Origin of the sequence: Pseudomonas sp., assembly GCF_041601375.1 — a bacterium.
Taxonomy (GTDB): Bacteria; Pseudomonadota; Gammaproteobacteria; order Pseudomonadales; family Pseudomonadaceae; genus Aquipseudomonas.
In genome coordinates this window covers 1-14,223 of the sequence record NZ_JBFIIG010000108.1, presented here as the reverse complement: position 1 = coordinate 14,223, position 14,223 = coordinate 1, and the positions used below count along the sequence as shown (strand labels likewise).

Below are 14,223 nucleotides of genomic sequence, written 5' to 3'. Positions count from 1 at the left end.
CTACAATAATCAATAAAATCAATGAGATATATTTTGTTTGATAAGAACGGCCCCGGATCAGAACGGTGCGGGGCAGTCGAAGCGCAGGCGTTCGCCGCTTTGCGGGTGGCTCAGGGCGAGCATGCAGGCGTGCAGGCACAGGCGCGGGTAGGCGGCCAGGGCCTGGGGCGGGGCGTAGAGGGCGTCGCCGAGCAGCGGGTGGCCGATCGACAGCATGTGCACGCGTAGCTGGTGCGAGCGGCCGGTGATCGGGGTCAGTTCGACCCGGCTGTAGTCGCCGCAGCGTTCGAGCACGCGCCAGTGGGTCAGGGCGTGTTTGCCGACCTCATGGTCGACCACATGCCGCGGCTTGGTCGGCGGGTCGTAGCGCAGCGGCAGGTCGATGCTGCCGCTGTCCTGCTCGGGCTGGCCCCAGCACAGGGCGATGTAGGCTTTTTCCGTCTCGCGGTCGTGGAACTGGCGCGACAGTTCGCGGTGGCTGTCGACGTCGCGGGCCAGGACGATGATGCCGGAGGTTTCCCAGTCCAGGCGGTGGACGATGCGCGCCTCCGGGAAGCCGTTGTCCTGCAGGCGGGTGACCAGGCAGTCCTTGTTGTCCTCGGCGCGGCCGGGCACCGAGAGCAGCAGGGTGGGCTTGTTGATCACCAGCAGGGCGGCGTCCTGGTGGAGAATTTCGACTTGGCTGAGCGGCATGGGCTTCTTGGCTGGCGGTGTTGGGGGCCTTTGTGGGAGTGGACTTGTCCACGAAGCCTTATAACGGCAAAGGCTTCGCGGCTGAAGCCGCTCCTACAGATTCTGTGTGTGGCTGGAATGAAATGGCGGCCCTTGAGGCCGCCATCCAGTCAGGTTTTGCCTGCGGATGCTTTCAGCGATCCGGCAGGGTGATGTTGAGTTCCAGGATCGAGCAACTGCCCTGGTTTTCCAGGGCGACCTGGACCTGGTCCGAGTCGATATTGACGTACTTGCGAATCACCTCGACCAGCTCCTGCTGCAGGGCCGGCAGGTAGTCCGGCTGGCTGCGCTGACCGCGCTCGTGGGCGACGATGATCTGCAGACGCTCTTTCGCAATGGACGCAGTGGGTTCCTTTTTGCGTTCACGAAAGAAGTCAAAAATATTCATTAGCGAGCTCCAAACAGGCGTTGCATGAGTCCTTTCTTCTGCACATCGAGAAAGCGATGGGTAACTTCCTTGCCGAGCAGGCGGTCGACGGCATCGCTGTAGGCCTGGCCGGCGTCGCTTTGGTCGTCGAGGATGACCGGTACGCCCTGGTTGGAGGCTTTCAGCACGGCTTGCGATTCCGGGATCACGCCGAGCAGGCGGATGGCGAGGATTTCCTCGACGTCTTCCACGCCGAGCATTTCGCCGCGGGTCACCCGCTCGGGGTTGTAGCGGGTCAGCAGCAGGTGCTCCTTGATCGGCTCTTCGCCTTTCACCGCGCGGCGCGATTTGCTCGCCAGCAGGCCGAGCATGCGGTCGGAGTCGCGCACCGAGGAAACCTCGGGGTTGGTCACGACAATCGCCTCATCGGCGAAGTACATCGCCAGGTGCGCGCCTTTCTCGATACCGGCCGGCGAGTCGCAGACCACGTATTCGAAATCCTTGCGCAGCTCCTCGATGACTTTCTCCACGCCTTCTTCGGTCAACGCGTCCTTGTCGCGGGTCTGGCTGGCGGCCAGCACGTAGAGGTTTTCCAGGCGCTTGTCCTTGATCAGCGCCTGCTTCAGCGTGGCTTCGCCGTTGACCACGTTGACGAAGTCATACACCACGCGACGCTCGCAGCCCATGATCAGGTCGAGGTTGCGCAAGCCGACGTCGAAGTCGACGATGACGGTTTTGTGCCCGCGCAGGGCGAGGCCGGTACCGATGGCGGCGCTGGTGGTGGTTTTACCCACGCCACCCTTGCCGGAAGTGACTACGAGGATCTTGGCCAAGGTGATTCACCCCAAAATGTGAAGTAAAGACGGGAACCCGAGAGCCAGATGCGGCTTCCAGATGCCTTTTTTATGTCCCTGAAAATTGGCGGCAGTATCCGTTAAAGGCGGGTGATGTTCAACACGTCACCCGACAAGCTGACCTGTATCGCCTCGCCCCATAACGGGTCGCGGCGCAGGTCTTCGGCAACCTTGTAGTGGCCGGCGATGGACAGCAGCTCCGCGCCCATTTGCTGGCAGAAAATGTGTGCTTTGGTGTTGCCCTGGATACCGGCCAGGGCGCGACCGCGCATGGGCGCGTAAACATGGATGTTGCCGTCGGCGAGAAGTTCCGCGCCGGAGCTGACCGGTGCCAGGACGATGAGGTCGCCGCCCTGGGCATAGACCTGCTGGCCGCCGCGCACCGGGCTGGTGATGATCTTGCTCGGCCTGACCTCGGGCTCTGCGGGCTTTTCCGCTTGTTTCGCCGGGGCGCTACCGTCGGTCGGGTCGACCGCGCGCTCGCGCGCGCCGGACGGCGGCAGCACCGGCAAATCCAGGGCGCCGGCGGCGGCGACGTCGTCTTCACGGTTGGCGCGCACGGCCAGGGTGCGCAGGCCATGGTTGCGGCATACGGCCATCAGTGCGGCCAGGTCGAGGCTGCCTTCGCCTTCCGGCAGCTTGTCCAGGGCCAACACCAGCGGGGTATTGCTGAAGAAGTTCGGCGCCTGGGCGACTTTCGCCGCCAGTTGCTGGTCGAGGCGCTCGAGGTCGTTGTGCGCCAGTTCCAGCACGGTGATGGCCAGCATGCTGCCCTTGAGCTGGAATACGGGGTCTTGCTCGAGTAGATCGGCTTGGCTCATGGTCTGCCTGATACGCCTTGTCGGTCGTGACGAAAGTAGCCCGGACTTATAGCGATAACCCCGCTGGGCTGCAAGCCGGCTTTTAGAGCCTGGAAAATGCCGGGCTTTGTCGTTGTGCGAATTGATCCATGGGTCGTCCTCGTTTTCGTGCCTCTTTCCTCCATTCGCGTTGCTGGCCGTTGTGGCTGGGCTGGCGCTGCTGTGGTTGCTGCTGATCTTTGTAGGACAAAAGCATCGCCGGGACGCTCGGCCTCCGCTGTGCCGAGACGCGGCGCGTCTCGGGTGCATGCCCGCGCGGACGGTTCGGCGCCTCGACCCGGGCGCGATCAAACCGAGGGGCCGCAAGCCGGGCTGAGAGGCTAGAAAAAACTCGCCTACTGCGAGCGCCTCCCGGCACCCGCTGCCGGCGTTGCGTTAGGCGAAAAACAGGGTCATTTCGCTCACTGGGCTGCCCCCGTTTTTCGCCTAACACGCCTTGCCGCGAACACCAGGAGCGCTCTCGCTACGGCGCTCGATATTTTCATAACCCCTGAGTCCTGTAGAATGCCGGGCTTTGTCGCTCGTGCGGAATCATCCATGGATCGTCCTCGTTTTCGTGCCTATTTCCTCCATCCGCGCTTTTGGCTGCTGTGGTTGGGGCTTGGCTCGCTGTGGCTGGTCTCGTTGCTGCCTTACCCGGTGTTGATGCGCATGGGGCGTTGGCTGGGAGGCTTGATGTTTCGTCTGGCGCGTTCGCGCCGGCAGATCGCCGCGCGCAACCTGAAGCTGTGTTTCCCCGAGCTGTCGGCCGCCGAGCGCGGCGCCTTGTTGCGGGAGAACTTCGCCTCGACCGGCATGACCTTCTTCGAGATGGCGATCAGTTGGTGGTGGCCGGCGGCGCGGCTGGCCAGGCTGGGGCAGGTCGAGGGGCTCGAACACCTGCGCGCGGCCGAGGCCGAAGGGCAGGGCGTGCTGCTGATGGCCCTGCATTTCACCACCCTGGAGATGGGCGGCGGGCTGCTGGGCATGCGCCAGGACATGTACGGCATGTACCGCGAGCACAAGAATCCGCTGTTCGACTTTATCCAGCGCCGTGGCCGCGAGCAGCGTCTGCAGGGCGTGATCGAGCGCGACGATGTGCGCGGCATGCTCAAGCTGCTGCGCGCCGGCAAGGTGATCTGGTACGCGCCGGACCAGGACTATGGCGCGCAGCGCAGTATTTTCGTGCCGTTGTTCGGCGTGCCGGCCGCGACTGTGACGGCGACCAGCAAGTTCGCCCGCCTCGGCCGGGCGCGGGTAATCCCCTTCACTCAGACGCGGCTGGCCGACGGCTCAGGCTATAAGGTGGTGGTGCACCCGCCGCTGGCCGATTTTCCCGGGGAGAGCGAGGAGGCCGACTGTTTGCGGGTCAATCAGTGGATCGAGGCGGCGATTCGCCAGCAGCCCGAGCAGTACCTGTGGGCCCACCGGCGCTTCAAGACGCGCCCGGCCGGCGAAGCGAAGATGTACAAGAAGCGCCGCGGCTAGGGGCTGCGGTGTTGGCGCGGCACGAGGTGCGCTCGATTAGCGATCAATTATGGCTGCACCGTAGGAGCGGCCTGTAGGAGCGGTCGGGCGGCGTTCCGCTTCAGCTCACCGCCGCTAAATAGGCAGTCTTGGTGGGCTGAAGCCCACCCTACGTTTGCTGTAGGAGCGGCTTCAGCCGCGAAGCTTTTGCTGTGCATCGAAGAGTTCGCGGCTGAAGCAGGGTGTCGCCCGGAGGATCACGCCCGGCCGCCCCTGCCAGACCCGACAGCCTTCCAGGCTGCAAATTAAAGGATTCGGAACTCCCCCTATGACGCCAAACACTCCCTCCAACCAGCCGGTCACCGGGCTGATTCTCACCGGTGGTGGCGCGCGGGCGGCTTATCAGATCGGGGTGCTGGCGGCGATTGCCGATTTGTTGCCGGATCCCGCGCAGAATCCCTTTCCGGTGATCGTCGGCACTTCGGCCGGGGCCATCAATGCGGTCGGCCTGGCGTGTGGGGCCTTGCATTTCGGCGAGGCGGTTCGCCGCCTGAACGCTGTCTGGCAGGGTTTTCATACCCATCAGGTGTATCGCAGCGACTGGTTGGGGGTATTGCGGCAGGCCAGTCGCTTTGTCGGCCACAGCTTGCTCGGTCTGGGTGGGCAGGTGCCGGTGGCGCTGCTCGACAATGCGCCGCTGCGCGAATTGATCCGCCGCGAACTGGATTTCTCCGGAATCGCGGCCGCGGTTCGCCAGCACCAGTTGCGTGCGGTGGCGGTAACGGCATTCGGTTACGAGTCCGAACATGCCGTGACCTTCTATCAGGGGCGCGCCACCATCGACCCCTGGATGCGTCATCGCCGGGTCGGGGTGCCGACCCGTTTGTCCGTCGATCATCTGCTGGCCAGCTCTTCCATCCCGCTGCTGTTCCCGGCGGTGAAGATCAACCGCGAGTATTTCGGCGACGGCGCCGTGCGCCAGTCCGCGCCTATCAGCCCGGCACTGCACCTGGGCGCGAACCGGGTGTTGGTGGTCGGCGTCAGTCATAACCCACAGGCCGAGTCGGGCAGTGCGGTCACTGCCGCTGTACGGGCCGTCAAGCCGCCGAGCCTGGCGCAAATTGGCGGGCATATGCTCAACAGCACCTTTATCGACAGCCTGGAAGGCGACATCGAACTGCTGGAACGGCTCAACCTGATGAGCAGGCTGATCCCGCCGGAGCAGCGTCCGCGTGGCCTGGGGCTCAATCCGGTGGAGGTGCTGGTGATTTCGCCGAGCCAGCCGTTGGATGCGATCGCCGCCCGCCATCGCCATGAGCTGCCGGCGGCGCTGCGCCTGTTCCTGCGTGGGCCGGGGGCGACCAAGGCCAGCGGCGCGGGGGTGCTCAGCTATCTGCTGTTCGAGGCCGGCTATTGCAACGAGCTGATCGAGCTGGGCTATCAGGATGCGATGACGCAGAAAGCCGCCTTGAGCGAGTTCCTCGGCCTGGCCGGCCCGCCGGTGGTGCAGGGGCAGCCGATCACGGCCTAGGGTGCGCGGGGCCGCCTAGGCCGTGCGCACCACTCACAGGGCCCCTTGGTGCGCACGGCGCACCCTACTCGCGTTGGCCGCGAAACCTGCCGGTCAGCTTGTGGATAATTTCCGCGCACCGTGCGCGAATGTGCCGATCAGCGTTTAAACTGCGCCTTCCCGACGCTTTCTGTCGCATTTGCGAAAGCGGCGGTTTTCCTCGGGTTGGCGCTATAAGAAGTTGTCGCATGGCGGCAATGCCCGCCCCGAATCAATCCCTACAATCCTTCCCATCACCTGCCACCCCATGCAGGTGTTACTCGTCAGGAGAGTTCCGATGTCCGTTCAGCACGACCCGGTGCAACGCGCCGATTTCGACCAAGTGATGGTTCCCAACTACGCCCCGGCCGGCTTTATTCCGGTACGCGGTGCGGGCTCCCGAGTCTGGGATCAAAGTGGTCGTGAGCTGATCGACTTCACCGGCGGCATCGCCGTGAATGCCCTGGGCCATTGCCACCCGGCCCTGGTCGCCGCCTTGACCGAACAGGCCAACACGCTGTGGCACATTTCCAACGTGTTCACCAACGAGCCGGCCCTGCGCCTGGCACACAAGCTGATCGACGCCACCTTCGCCGAGCGGGTGTTCTTCTGCAACTCCGGCGCCGAAGCCAACGAGGCCGCCTTCAAGCTGGCCCGTCGGGTGGCCTTCGACCGGTTCGGTGAAGACAAGTACGAAATCATTGCGGCGACCAACAGCTTCCACGGGCGCACCCTGTTTACCGTCAGCGTTGGCGGTCAACCCAAGTATTCCGATGGCTTCGGGCCGAAGATCCAGGGCATCAGCCATGTGCCGTACAACGATATCGAGGCGCTGCGCGCCGCGGTTTCCGCCAAGACCTGCGCCGTGGTGCTGGAGCCGATCCAGGGTGAGGGCGGCGTATTGCCGGCCGACCTGGCCTACCTGCAGGCGGCCCGCGAGCTGTGCGAGCAGCACGACGCGCTGCTGATCTTCGACGAAGTGCAGACCGGCATGGGCCGCAGCGGCTCGCTGTTCGCCTACCAGCATTACGGCGTGACACCGGACATCCTCTCCAGCGCCAAGAGCCTGGGCGGTGGTTTCCCGATCGGCGCCATGCTCACCACCGAAGCGCTGGCCAAGCACCTGGTGGTCGGCACCCACGGCACCACCTACGGCGGCAACCCGCTGGCCTGTGCGGTGGCCGAGGCGGTGATCGATGTGATCAACACCCCGCAGGTGCTGGCGGGGGTGAAGACCAAGCAGCAGCGCTTCAAGACCACCCTGGAGCAGTTCGGCGAGCAGTACGGCGTGTTCAGCCAGGTGCGCGGCCTCGGTCTGCTGATCGGCGCGGTGCTCAGCGACGCCTGGAAAGGCAAGGCCAAGGCGATTCTCGATGCCGCCGCGGCGCAAGGCGTGATGGTGCTGCAGGCCGGCCCGGACGTGGTGCGTTTCGCCCCGAGTCTGGTGGTGGAAGAGGTCGATATCGATGAAGGCCTGGCGCGTTTCGAGCGTGCGCTGGTCCAGCTGACGCAAGCCTGAGCCGACAGTCCGGCAGCGAGCCGTTTGCGCTCGCCACGGGCTGCGCTTGCTCGGCTTATGGACAGGCCGAGCCACTTCCAGGGATGACTTTCTCCGTGTGTGCTGTGGCCTTCGGGTTGCGGTTTCTCCAGGCGGTTCGCGAAGAGCGGCCTGGAATTTTTCTTGAAAAGGAGTGACACCATGCTGGTGATCCGCCCCGCGCAAATGGCCGACCTGAGTGAAGTGCAGCGTCTCGCCGCGGACAGCCCGGTTGGTGTGACTTCGCTGCCGGACGATGCCGGTCGCCTGCGCGACAAGATCGCGGCCTCGGATGCCTCGCTGGCCGCCGAGGTGAGCTTCAATGGCGAAGAAAGCTATTTCTTCGTCCTCGAAGACAGCGACAGCGGCCGCCTGCTCGGCTGTTCCGGGATTGTCGCCTCGGCCGGCTATTCCGAGCCGTTCTACAGCTTTCGCAACGAAACCTTCGTGCACAATTCGCGTGAGCTGAAGATCCACAACAAGATCCACGTGCTCTCGCTGTGCCACGACCTGACCGGCAACAGCCTGCTGACCAGTTTCTATGTCGAGCGGCCGTTGGTGGGCAGCGTCTGGTCCGAGTTGAACTCGCGTGCGCGCCTGTTGTTCGTCGCCAACCACCCGGAGCGCTTCGCCGATGCCGTGGTGGTGGAGATCGTCGGCCACAGCGACGAGCAGGGCGATTCGCCGTTCTGGGATGCCGTGGGGCGCAATTTCTTCGACATGACCTACGCCGAGGCCGAGCGCCTGTGCGGGCTGAAGAGCCGGACCTTTCTCGCCGAGCTGATGCCGCATTACCCGATCTATGTGCCGCTGCTGCCGGATGCGGCGCAGGAAGCCATGGGCCAGGTGCACCCGCGGGCCCAGGTGACCTTCGACATCCTGATGCGCGAAGGCTTCGAGACCGATCATTACATCGACATCTTCGACGGCGGGCCGACCCTGCATGCGCGCACCTCGGGGATTCGCTCGATCGCCCAGAGTCGCGTGGTGCCGGTCAGGATCGGCGAGCCGATCAAGGGTGGGCGTCCATATATGGTGAGCAATGGCCTGCTGCAGGATTTCCGCGCGATTGTCGCGGACCTGGATTGGGTGCCTGGCAAGCCGGTCACCCTCAGTCTCGAAGCTGCCGAAGCACTCGGCGTCGGCGAGGGCGCCAGCGTGCGCCTGGTTGCGGTTTAAGGAGTTAGTGCATGATCGTTCGTCCCGTCCGTACCGCCGATCTTCCGGCCCTGATTGATCTGGCGCGCACTACCGGCGCCGGCCTGACCACCCTGCCGGCCAACGAGGAGCGCCTGGCGCACCGCGTCGGCTGGGCGGAGAAGACCTTCACCGGCGAAGCCGAACGCGCCGATGCCGACTACCTGTTCGTGCTGGAAAACGACGCCGGCCTGGTGGTGGGGATCTCCGCCGTGGCCGGTGCGGTCGGTCTGCGTGAACCCTGGTACAACTACCGCCTGGGCCTGACCGTCAGCGCCTCGCAGGAACTGAATATCCATCGGCAGATTCCCACCCTGTTTCTGGCCAACGACCTGACCGGCAACTCCGAACTCTGTTCGCTGTTTCTGCGCAGCGATCACCGTTCGGGGCTCAATGGCCGGTTGCTGTCCAAGGCGCGCCTGCTGTTTATCGCCGAGTTCCGCGAGTTGTTCGGCGACAAGGTGATCGCCGAGATGCGCGGCATGTCCGACGAGCACGGGCGCTCGCCGTTCTGGGAGAGCCTGGGTCGGCACTTCTTCAAGATGGAGTTCAGCCAGGCGGACTACCTGACCGGGGTCGGCAACAAGGCCTTCATCGCCGAGTTGATGCCCAAGTTCCCGCTCTATACCTGCTTCCTCTCCGAAGACGCGCGCAACATCATCGGCCGTGTCCACCCGGACACCGAGCCGGCGCTGGCCATGCTCAAGGGCGAAGGCTTCAGCTATCAGGGCTATGTCGACATCTTCGACGCCGGCCCGGCCATAGAGGCGGAAACCGCGAAAATCCGTGCCGTGCGTGACAGCCAGGCGCTGGTGCTGGCCATAGGTACGCCGGGCGATGACGCCACTAGCTACCTGATCCACAACCGCAAGCGCGAAGACTGCCGCATCACCGTCGGCGCCGCACGCCTGGCCGCCGGCACCTTGGTGGTCGATGCGCTGACCGCCAAGCGCCTGCGCTTGTCGGTCGGCGATCAGGTAAGAGCGGTGCCGCTGTCGGCCCGTGGCTGAATACCGAGCCGCCTGGAGACGATCTGGGCCGTTCGATCGAATAACCCACCCGGCGCAAGGCCGGGTGACGAGATTGCTGGGAGTGATAAAACAAGATGAGCACTCATTACATCGCCGGTAGCTGGCAGCTGGGTCAGGGCGAAGCCCTGGAATCGTTGAACCCGGTCACTCAGGCCGTGGTCTGGCGTGGCCAGGCGGCCTCCGCCGCCCAGGTCGAGGCCGCCGTGGCGGCCGCCCGCGCCGCATTTCCGGGCTGGGCCTCGTGCTCCCTGGACTGGCGCATCGCCGCGCTGGAGCGTTTCGCCGTGGCCCTCAAGGCGCATGCCGACGAGCTGGCCCGGGCGATCGGCGAGGAGACCGGCAAGCCGCTGTGGGAGTCGGCCACCGAGGTGACCAGCATGGTCAACAAGGTCGCCATCTCGGTGCAGAGCTACCGCGAACGGACCGGCGAGAAGAGTGCCCCACTGGCCGATGCCACCGCCGTGCTGCGGCACAAGCCGCATGGCGTGGTGGCGGTGTTCGGCCCCTACAACTTCCCCGGTCACCTGCCCAATGGCCACATAGTGCCGGCGTTGCTGGCGGGCAACTGCGTGCTGTTCAAGCCCAGCGAACTGACGCCGAAAGTCGCCGAGCTGACGCTCAAGTGCTGGATCGAAGCCGGTCTGCCGGACGGCGTGCTCAATCTGCTGCAGGGCGCGCGCGACACCGGCGTGGCCCTGGCCGGCAACCCCGGCCTCGACGGGCTGTTCTTCACCGGTTCGAGCCGCACCGGCAACCTGCTGCACAGCCAGTTTGCCGGTCGCCCGGAGAAGATCCTGGCCCTGGAAATGGGCGGCAACAACCCGCTAATCGTCGATCAGCTCGCCGATGTCGAGGCGGCGGTGTACACCATCGTGCAGTCGGCCTTCATCTCCGCCGGCCAGCGCTGCACCTGCGCGCGGCGTCTGCTGGTGCCGCAGGGCGAGTGGGGCGACGCCTTGCTCGCGCGCCTGGTCCAAGTCGCCGGGCAGATCAAGGTCGGTCGCTATGACGAGCAGCCGGCGCCCTTCATGGGCTCGGTGATTTCCCTGGCGGCGGCCGAACACCTGCTGCAGGCCCAGCAGCAGCTGCTCGACAAGGGCGCCACGGCGTTGCTGGCGATGACCCAGCCGCAGCCCGGCGCGGCCTTGCTCACTCCGGGCATTATCGATGTCAGCGCGCTGGCCGAACGGGCGGACGAAGAGTTCTTCGGCCCGTTGCTGCAGGTCATCCGCTATGCCGATTTCGAGGGCGCGATCGCCGAGGCCAACAACACCCGGTTCGGCCTGGCCGCCGGTCTGCTGTCGGATTCCGCGGCGCGCTACCAGCAGTTCTGGCTGCGCAGCCGCGCCGGCATCGTCAACTGGAACAAGCAGCTCACCGGCGCCGCCAGCACGGCCCCGTTCGGTGGCGTCGGTGCTTCCGGCAACCACCGCGCCAGTGCTTACTACGCGGCGGACTACTGCGCCTACCCGGTGGCCTCGCTGGAAAGTGAACGCCTGAGCCTGCCCGCCACCCTGACCCCGGGAGTAAGCCTGTAATGTCCGGTTATGAGATGAATTTCGACGGCCTGGTCGGCCCGACCCACAACTACGGTGGCCTGTCCTACGGCAACGTCGCGTCGCAGAGCAACAGCCAGGCCGCCTCCAGCCCGAAACAGGCCGCCAAGCAGGGCCTGGCGAAGATGAAGGCGCTGATGGAGATGGGTCTCAAGCAGGGCGTGCTGGCCCCGCAGGAACGCCCGGATGTCGCGGTGCTGCGCCGCCTCGGCTTCACCGGCAGCGATGCCCGGGTGATCGAGCGGGCGGCCAAGGAGGCCATGCCGCTGCTGGTCGCCAGCTGCTCGGCCTCGAGCATGTGGACGGCCAATGCCTGCACCGTCAGCCCCAGCGCCGATACCTTTGACGGCCGCGTGCACTTCACCGCCGCCAATCTCAATTGCAAGTTCCACCGCTCTATCGAGCACCCGACCACCAGCCGTGTGCTCGGCGCCATGTTCGCCAACGAGCGGCACTTCGCCCACCACGCCGCCTTGCCGGCGGTGGCGCAGTTCGGCGACGAGGGCGCGGCCAACCACACGCGTTTCTGCAAAGACTATGGCGATGCCGGGGTGGAGTTCTTCGTGTTCGGCCGCAGCGCCTTCGACGGCCGTTTCCCGGCGCCGCAACGCTACCCGGCGCGGCAGACCCTGGAAGCCTCGCAGGCCGTGGTGCGCCTGCATGGGCTGAGCGAGGCCGGGGTGGTCTATGCTCAACAGAATCCGGCGGTGATCGATCAGGGTGTATTCCACAACGATGTGATCGCGGTGGGTAACGGCGAAGTGCTGTTCTATCACCAGGACGCCTTCCTCGATACCGACAAGGTGCTGGCCGAGCTGGCAGACAAGCTCGGCCGTCGTGGCGGCACGCTGCAGGCGGTGTGCGTGCCGCGCGATGCGGTCACGGTGGAGGACGCGGTGAAGTCCTACCTGTTCAACAGCCAGTTGTTGTCGCGCGCCGCTGGCGGCATGTTGCTGATAGTGCCGGAAGAATGCCGCAACAACGGCAATGTGTGGAATTACCTGCAGCAGCTCACCAGCGGCAGCGGGCCGATTCGCGAGGTCAAGGTGTTCGATCTCAAGCAAAGCATGCAGAACGGCGGCGGCCCGGCCTGCCTGCGCCTGCGCGTGGCGCTCAAGGAGGACGAGCTGGCGGCGGTGAATCCCGGGGTGATCATGACTCCGGATCTGTATGACACGCTCAACGTCTGGGTCGACAAGCACTACCGCGATCGCCTCAGCGAGAGCGAATTGGCCGACCCGCAATTGCTGATCGAATGCCGAACGGCATTGGATGAATTGACCCAGATCCTTAAACTGGGCGCGGTTTATCCTTTTCAATTGACCTGAGCGGCAAGCCACAAGCCTCAAGCGCAAGCTTGTCGCCCTCAACTTGCAGCTTGTGGCTTATAGCTTGGAGCTTGTTTTTATGACCGATGCCCTGCAACTGATCCTCGAAGATGAAGATGGCACCCAGCTGGAAACGACCTGCACCCGCTTTGCGGTGATGTGGCAGGGCAAGGAAGTCTGGTTCCAGCAGGTGGGTAACGGTCAGTTGATGATCGGCGTGGACGTGGCCGAGGGGGACAGCGAGTACGCCAATCTGCTGCTGCGCCCGTTGGCCACCAACCTGGTCAGCCTGGAGCTGGAGATGGAAGCGGCCGAGCCTGGCGACGACGAGCACGTGCACGGCCCCGACTGTAATCACGATTGAGGTAACTCCTATGCTTGCCCTCGGCAAACTGCTTGAACTGACCCTGGCCGGCCACGAACCGGCAGCGAAGATCCAGCTGACGCCCGAGGGCGCGCGCTTGCGCTGGCTGGCCGAAGGGGCGCTGGAAGTGACGCCGCCGGTGGCCAGTGACAACGGCCTGGACCTGCTGCTCTCGGCCGGCATCCACGGCAACGAAACCGCGCCCATCGAATTGCTCGACCGCCTGCTGCGCGGCATTGCCCGCGGCGAGCTGAAGCCGCGCGCGCGGCTCCTGTTCCTGTTCGGCAACCCGCCGGCGATCCGCCGGGGCGAGCGCTATGTCGAGCAGGACATCAATCGCCTGTTCAACGGCCAGCACGAGCAGCATGCCGGGGTCGAGGCCATGCGCGCCTGTGATCTCGAGCACCTGGCCGCGACTTTCTTCAGCAAGCCCGAGCGCACGCGCCTGCACTACGACCTGCACACGGCGATCCGTGCCTCCAAAATCGAACAGTTCGCCCTCTATCCCTGGCAGGAGGGACGGCCACGCAGCCTGCGCGAGCTGGCCCGGTTGAATGCCGCGGGGATCGAGGCGGTGCTGCTGCACAACAAGAGCTCGATCACCTTCAGTGCCTACACCTACACGCAGCTGGGGGCCGAGTCGTTCACCCTGGAGCTGGGCAAGGCGCGGGCCTTCGGCCAGAACCAGCAGGTCAATCTGGATCGACTCGAGCAGCGCCTGCAGCACATCATCGAAGGCAGCGAGCCAGAACCGCAAGTGCAGGACACCGAACTGCAGGGGCTGCAGTTGTTCGCCGTGGCGCGGGAAATCATCAAGCACAGCGACACCTTCAAGCTGCACCTGCCGGCGGATGTCGAAAACTTCAGCAAACTGCCGGTCGGCTACCTGCTGGCCGAGGATCTCGCCGGCACCCGCTGGGTGGTGGAAGAGCCGGGGGCGCGGATCATCTTCCCCAACCCCAGGGTGAAAAACGGTCTGCGCGCCGCCATCCTCATCGTCCCCGCCGAAAACGTGGCGCTGGCCTGATCGGCCGCTGGGGTGCGATCTGTAGCCCGGATGCAATCCGGGGGGCTGTATATGCCGGCATATATTCGCGGATTTCATCCGGGCTAAAGGGCTGCTCTTATCAAACAACCAATATCTCATTGATTTTATTGATTATTGTAGGAGCGGCTTTAGCCGCGAATTCTTCGCGGCACAGCAAAGCTTCGCGGCTGAAGCCGCTCCTACAGGTACCCACAAGCCGACAGACATGATTGCCCCCAGTTTGCTGCGCGACAGCGCGGCGTCTGGACGACGGGCGATCTCTCATCAAGCAATCCGTATGTAATTGATTTTATGGATTATTTAGTTCATGTAGGAGCGGCTTTAGCCGCAAATTCTTCGCGGCACAGCACAGCT

General features: G+C 64.6%; 13 protein-coding genes. 9 read left to right on the top strand and 4 right to left on the bottom strand.

Annotated features, from left to right (window positions below):
- Window positions 1-57 precede the first annotated feature (57 nt).
- The 4 genes from ABZE94_RS14345 to minC form a co-directional block, all read right to left on the bottom strand.
- Window positions 58-693 (bottom strand): RluA family pseudouridine synthase, encoded by a 636-nt coding sequence (locus ABZE94_RS14345; protein WP_372876187.1) that lies wholly within the window; start codon window positions 691-693, stop codon window positions 58-60.
- A gap of 172 nt (window positions 694-865) precedes the next feature.
- Window positions 866-1,120: a cell division topological specificity factor MinE gene (gene minE, locus ABZE94_RS14340; protein ID WP_271349308.1), complete on the bottom strand. Its 255-nt coding sequence runs from the start codon at window positions 1,118-1,120 to the stop codon at window positions 866-868.
- Entirely contained in the window at window positions 1,120-1,932 is an 813-nt protein-coding gene (gene minD / locus ABZE94_RS14335) for a septum site-determining protein MinD (RefSeq protein WP_238042868.1), read from the bottom strand. The genes minE and minD overlap by 1 nt, the downstream gene beginning before the upstream one ends.
- 101 nt (window positions 1,933-2,033) lie before the next feature.
- A complete protein-coding gene (minC, locus tag ABZE94_RS14330) occupies window positions 2,034-2,774 on the bottom strand; it encodes a septum site-determining protein MinC (RefSeq protein ID WP_372876186.1) in 741 nt (246 codons plus the stop codon).
- A 576-nt stretch (window positions 2,775-3,350) separates the two neighbouring features.
- Between minC and ABZE94_RS14325 the strand changes: the two genes are divergently transcribed.
- From ABZE94_RS14325 to astE, 9 genes are all read left to right on the top strand, one after another.
- The gene (locus ABZE94_RS14325) at window positions 3,351-4,280 is read left to right on the top strand and encodes a lipid A biosynthesis lauroyl acyltransferase (protein WP_372876185.1); all 930 of its coding nucleotides are present in this window, start codon (window positions 3,351-3,353) and stop codon (window positions 4,278-4,280) included.
- Between the two features lie 307 nt (window positions 4,281-4,587).
- Window positions 4,588-5,790: a patatin-like phospholipase family protein gene (locus tag ABZE94_RS14320; protein WP_372876184.1), complete on the top strand. Its 1,203-nt coding sequence runs from the start codon at window positions 4,588-4,590 to the stop codon at window positions 5,788-5,790.
- A 316-nt stretch (window positions 5,791-6,106) separates the two neighbouring features.
- On the top strand, window positions 6,107-7,327 hold the full coding sequence (locus ABZE94_RS14315; RefSeq protein ID WP_372876183.1) for an aspartate aminotransferase family protein: 1,221 nt from the start codon (window positions 6,107-6,109) through the stop codon (window positions 7,325-7,327).
- A 180-nt stretch (window positions 7,328-7,507) separates the two neighbouring features.
- Window positions 7,508-8,524, top strand: coding sequence for an arginine/ornithine succinyltransferase subunit alpha (gene aruF, locus ABZE94_RS14310; protein WP_372876182.1), 1,017 nt, complete (start codon window positions 7,508-7,510; stop codon window positions 8,522-8,524).
- Between the two features lie 11 nt (window positions 8,525-8,535).
- On the top strand, window positions 8,536-9,552 hold the full coding sequence (astA, locus tag ABZE94_RS14305; RefSeq protein ID WP_372876181.1) for an arginine N-succinyltransferase: 1,017 nt from the start codon (window positions 8,536-8,538) through the stop codon (window positions 9,550-9,552).
- A 95-nt stretch (window positions 9,553-9,647) separates the two neighbouring features.
- A complete protein-coding gene (gene astD / locus ABZE94_RS14300; protein ID WP_372876180.1) occupies window positions 9,648-11,111 on the top strand; it encodes a succinylglutamate-semialdehyde dehydrogenase in 1,464 nt (487 codons plus the stop codon).
- Window positions 11,111-12,457: an N-succinylarginine dihydrolase gene (astB, locus tag ABZE94_RS14295; RefSeq protein WP_372876179.1), complete on the top strand. Its 1,347-nt coding sequence runs from the start codon at window positions 11,111-11,113 to the stop codon at window positions 12,455-12,457. Before astD ends, astB begins: the two co-directional genes overlap by 1 nt.
- A 79-nt stretch (window positions 12,458-12,536) precedes the next feature.
- A complete protein-coding gene (locus ABZE94_RS14290) occupies window positions 12,537-12,821 on the top strand; it encodes a topoisomerase II (RefSeq protein WP_372876178.1) in 285 nt (94 codons plus the stop codon).
- Between the two features lie 10 nt (window positions 12,822-12,831).
- Window positions 12,832-13,848: a succinylglutamate desuccinylase gene (astE, locus tag ABZE94_RS14285; RefSeq protein WP_372876177.1), complete on the top strand. Its 1,017-nt coding sequence runs from the start codon at window positions 12,832-12,834 to the stop codon at window positions 13,846-13,848.
- Window positions 13,849-14,223: the final 375 nt, after the last annotated feature.

Bases quoted from the DNA above. Each gene is read 5' to 3' on its own strand.
- ABZE94_RS14345 (WP_372876187.1), bottom strand. From the start codon at position 693: ATGCCGCTCAGCCAAGTCGAAATTCTCCACCAGGACGCCGCCCTGCTG.
- minE (WP_271349308.1), bottom strand. From the start codon at position 1,120: ATGAATATTTTTGACTTCTTTCGTGAACGCAAAAAGGAACCCACTGCG.
- minC (WP_372876186.1), bottom strand. From the start codon at position 2,774: ATGAGCCAAGCCGATCTACTCGAGCAAGACCCCGTATTCCAGCTCAAG.
- ABZE94_RS14325 (WP_372876185.1), top strand. From the start codon at position 3,351: ATGGATCGTCCTCGTTTTCGTGCCTATTTCCTCCATCCGCGCTTTTGG.
- ABZE94_RS14320 (WP_372876184.1), top strand. From the start codon at position 4,588: ATGACGCCAAACACTCCCTCCAACCAGCCGGTCACCGGGCTGATTCTC.
- ABZE94_RS14315 (WP_372876183.1), top strand. From the start codon at position 6,107: ATGTCCGTTCAGCACGACCCGGTGCAACGCGCCGATTTCGACCAAGTG.
- aruF (WP_372876182.1), top strand. From the start codon at position 7,508: ATGCTGGTGATCCGCCCCGCGCAAATGGCCGACCTGAGTGAAGTGCAG.
- astA (WP_372876181.1), top strand. From the start codon at position 8,536: ATGATCGTTCGTCCCGTCCGTACCGCCGATCTTCCGGCCCTGATTGAT.
- astD (WP_372876180.1), top strand. From the start codon at position 9,648: ATGAGCACTCATTACATCGCCGGTAGCTGGCAGCTGGGTCAGGGCGAA.
- astB (WP_372876179.1), top strand. From the start codon at position 11,111: ATGTCCGGTTATGAGATGAATTTCGACGGCCTGGTCGGCCCGACCCAC.
- ABZE94_RS14290 (WP_372876178.1), top strand. From the start codon at position 12,537: ATGACCGATGCCCTGCAACTGATCCTCGAAGATGAAGATGGCACCCAG.
- astE (WP_372876177.1), top strand. From the start codon at position 12,832: ATGCTTGCCCTCGGCAAACTGCTTGAACTGACCCTGGCCGGCCACGAA.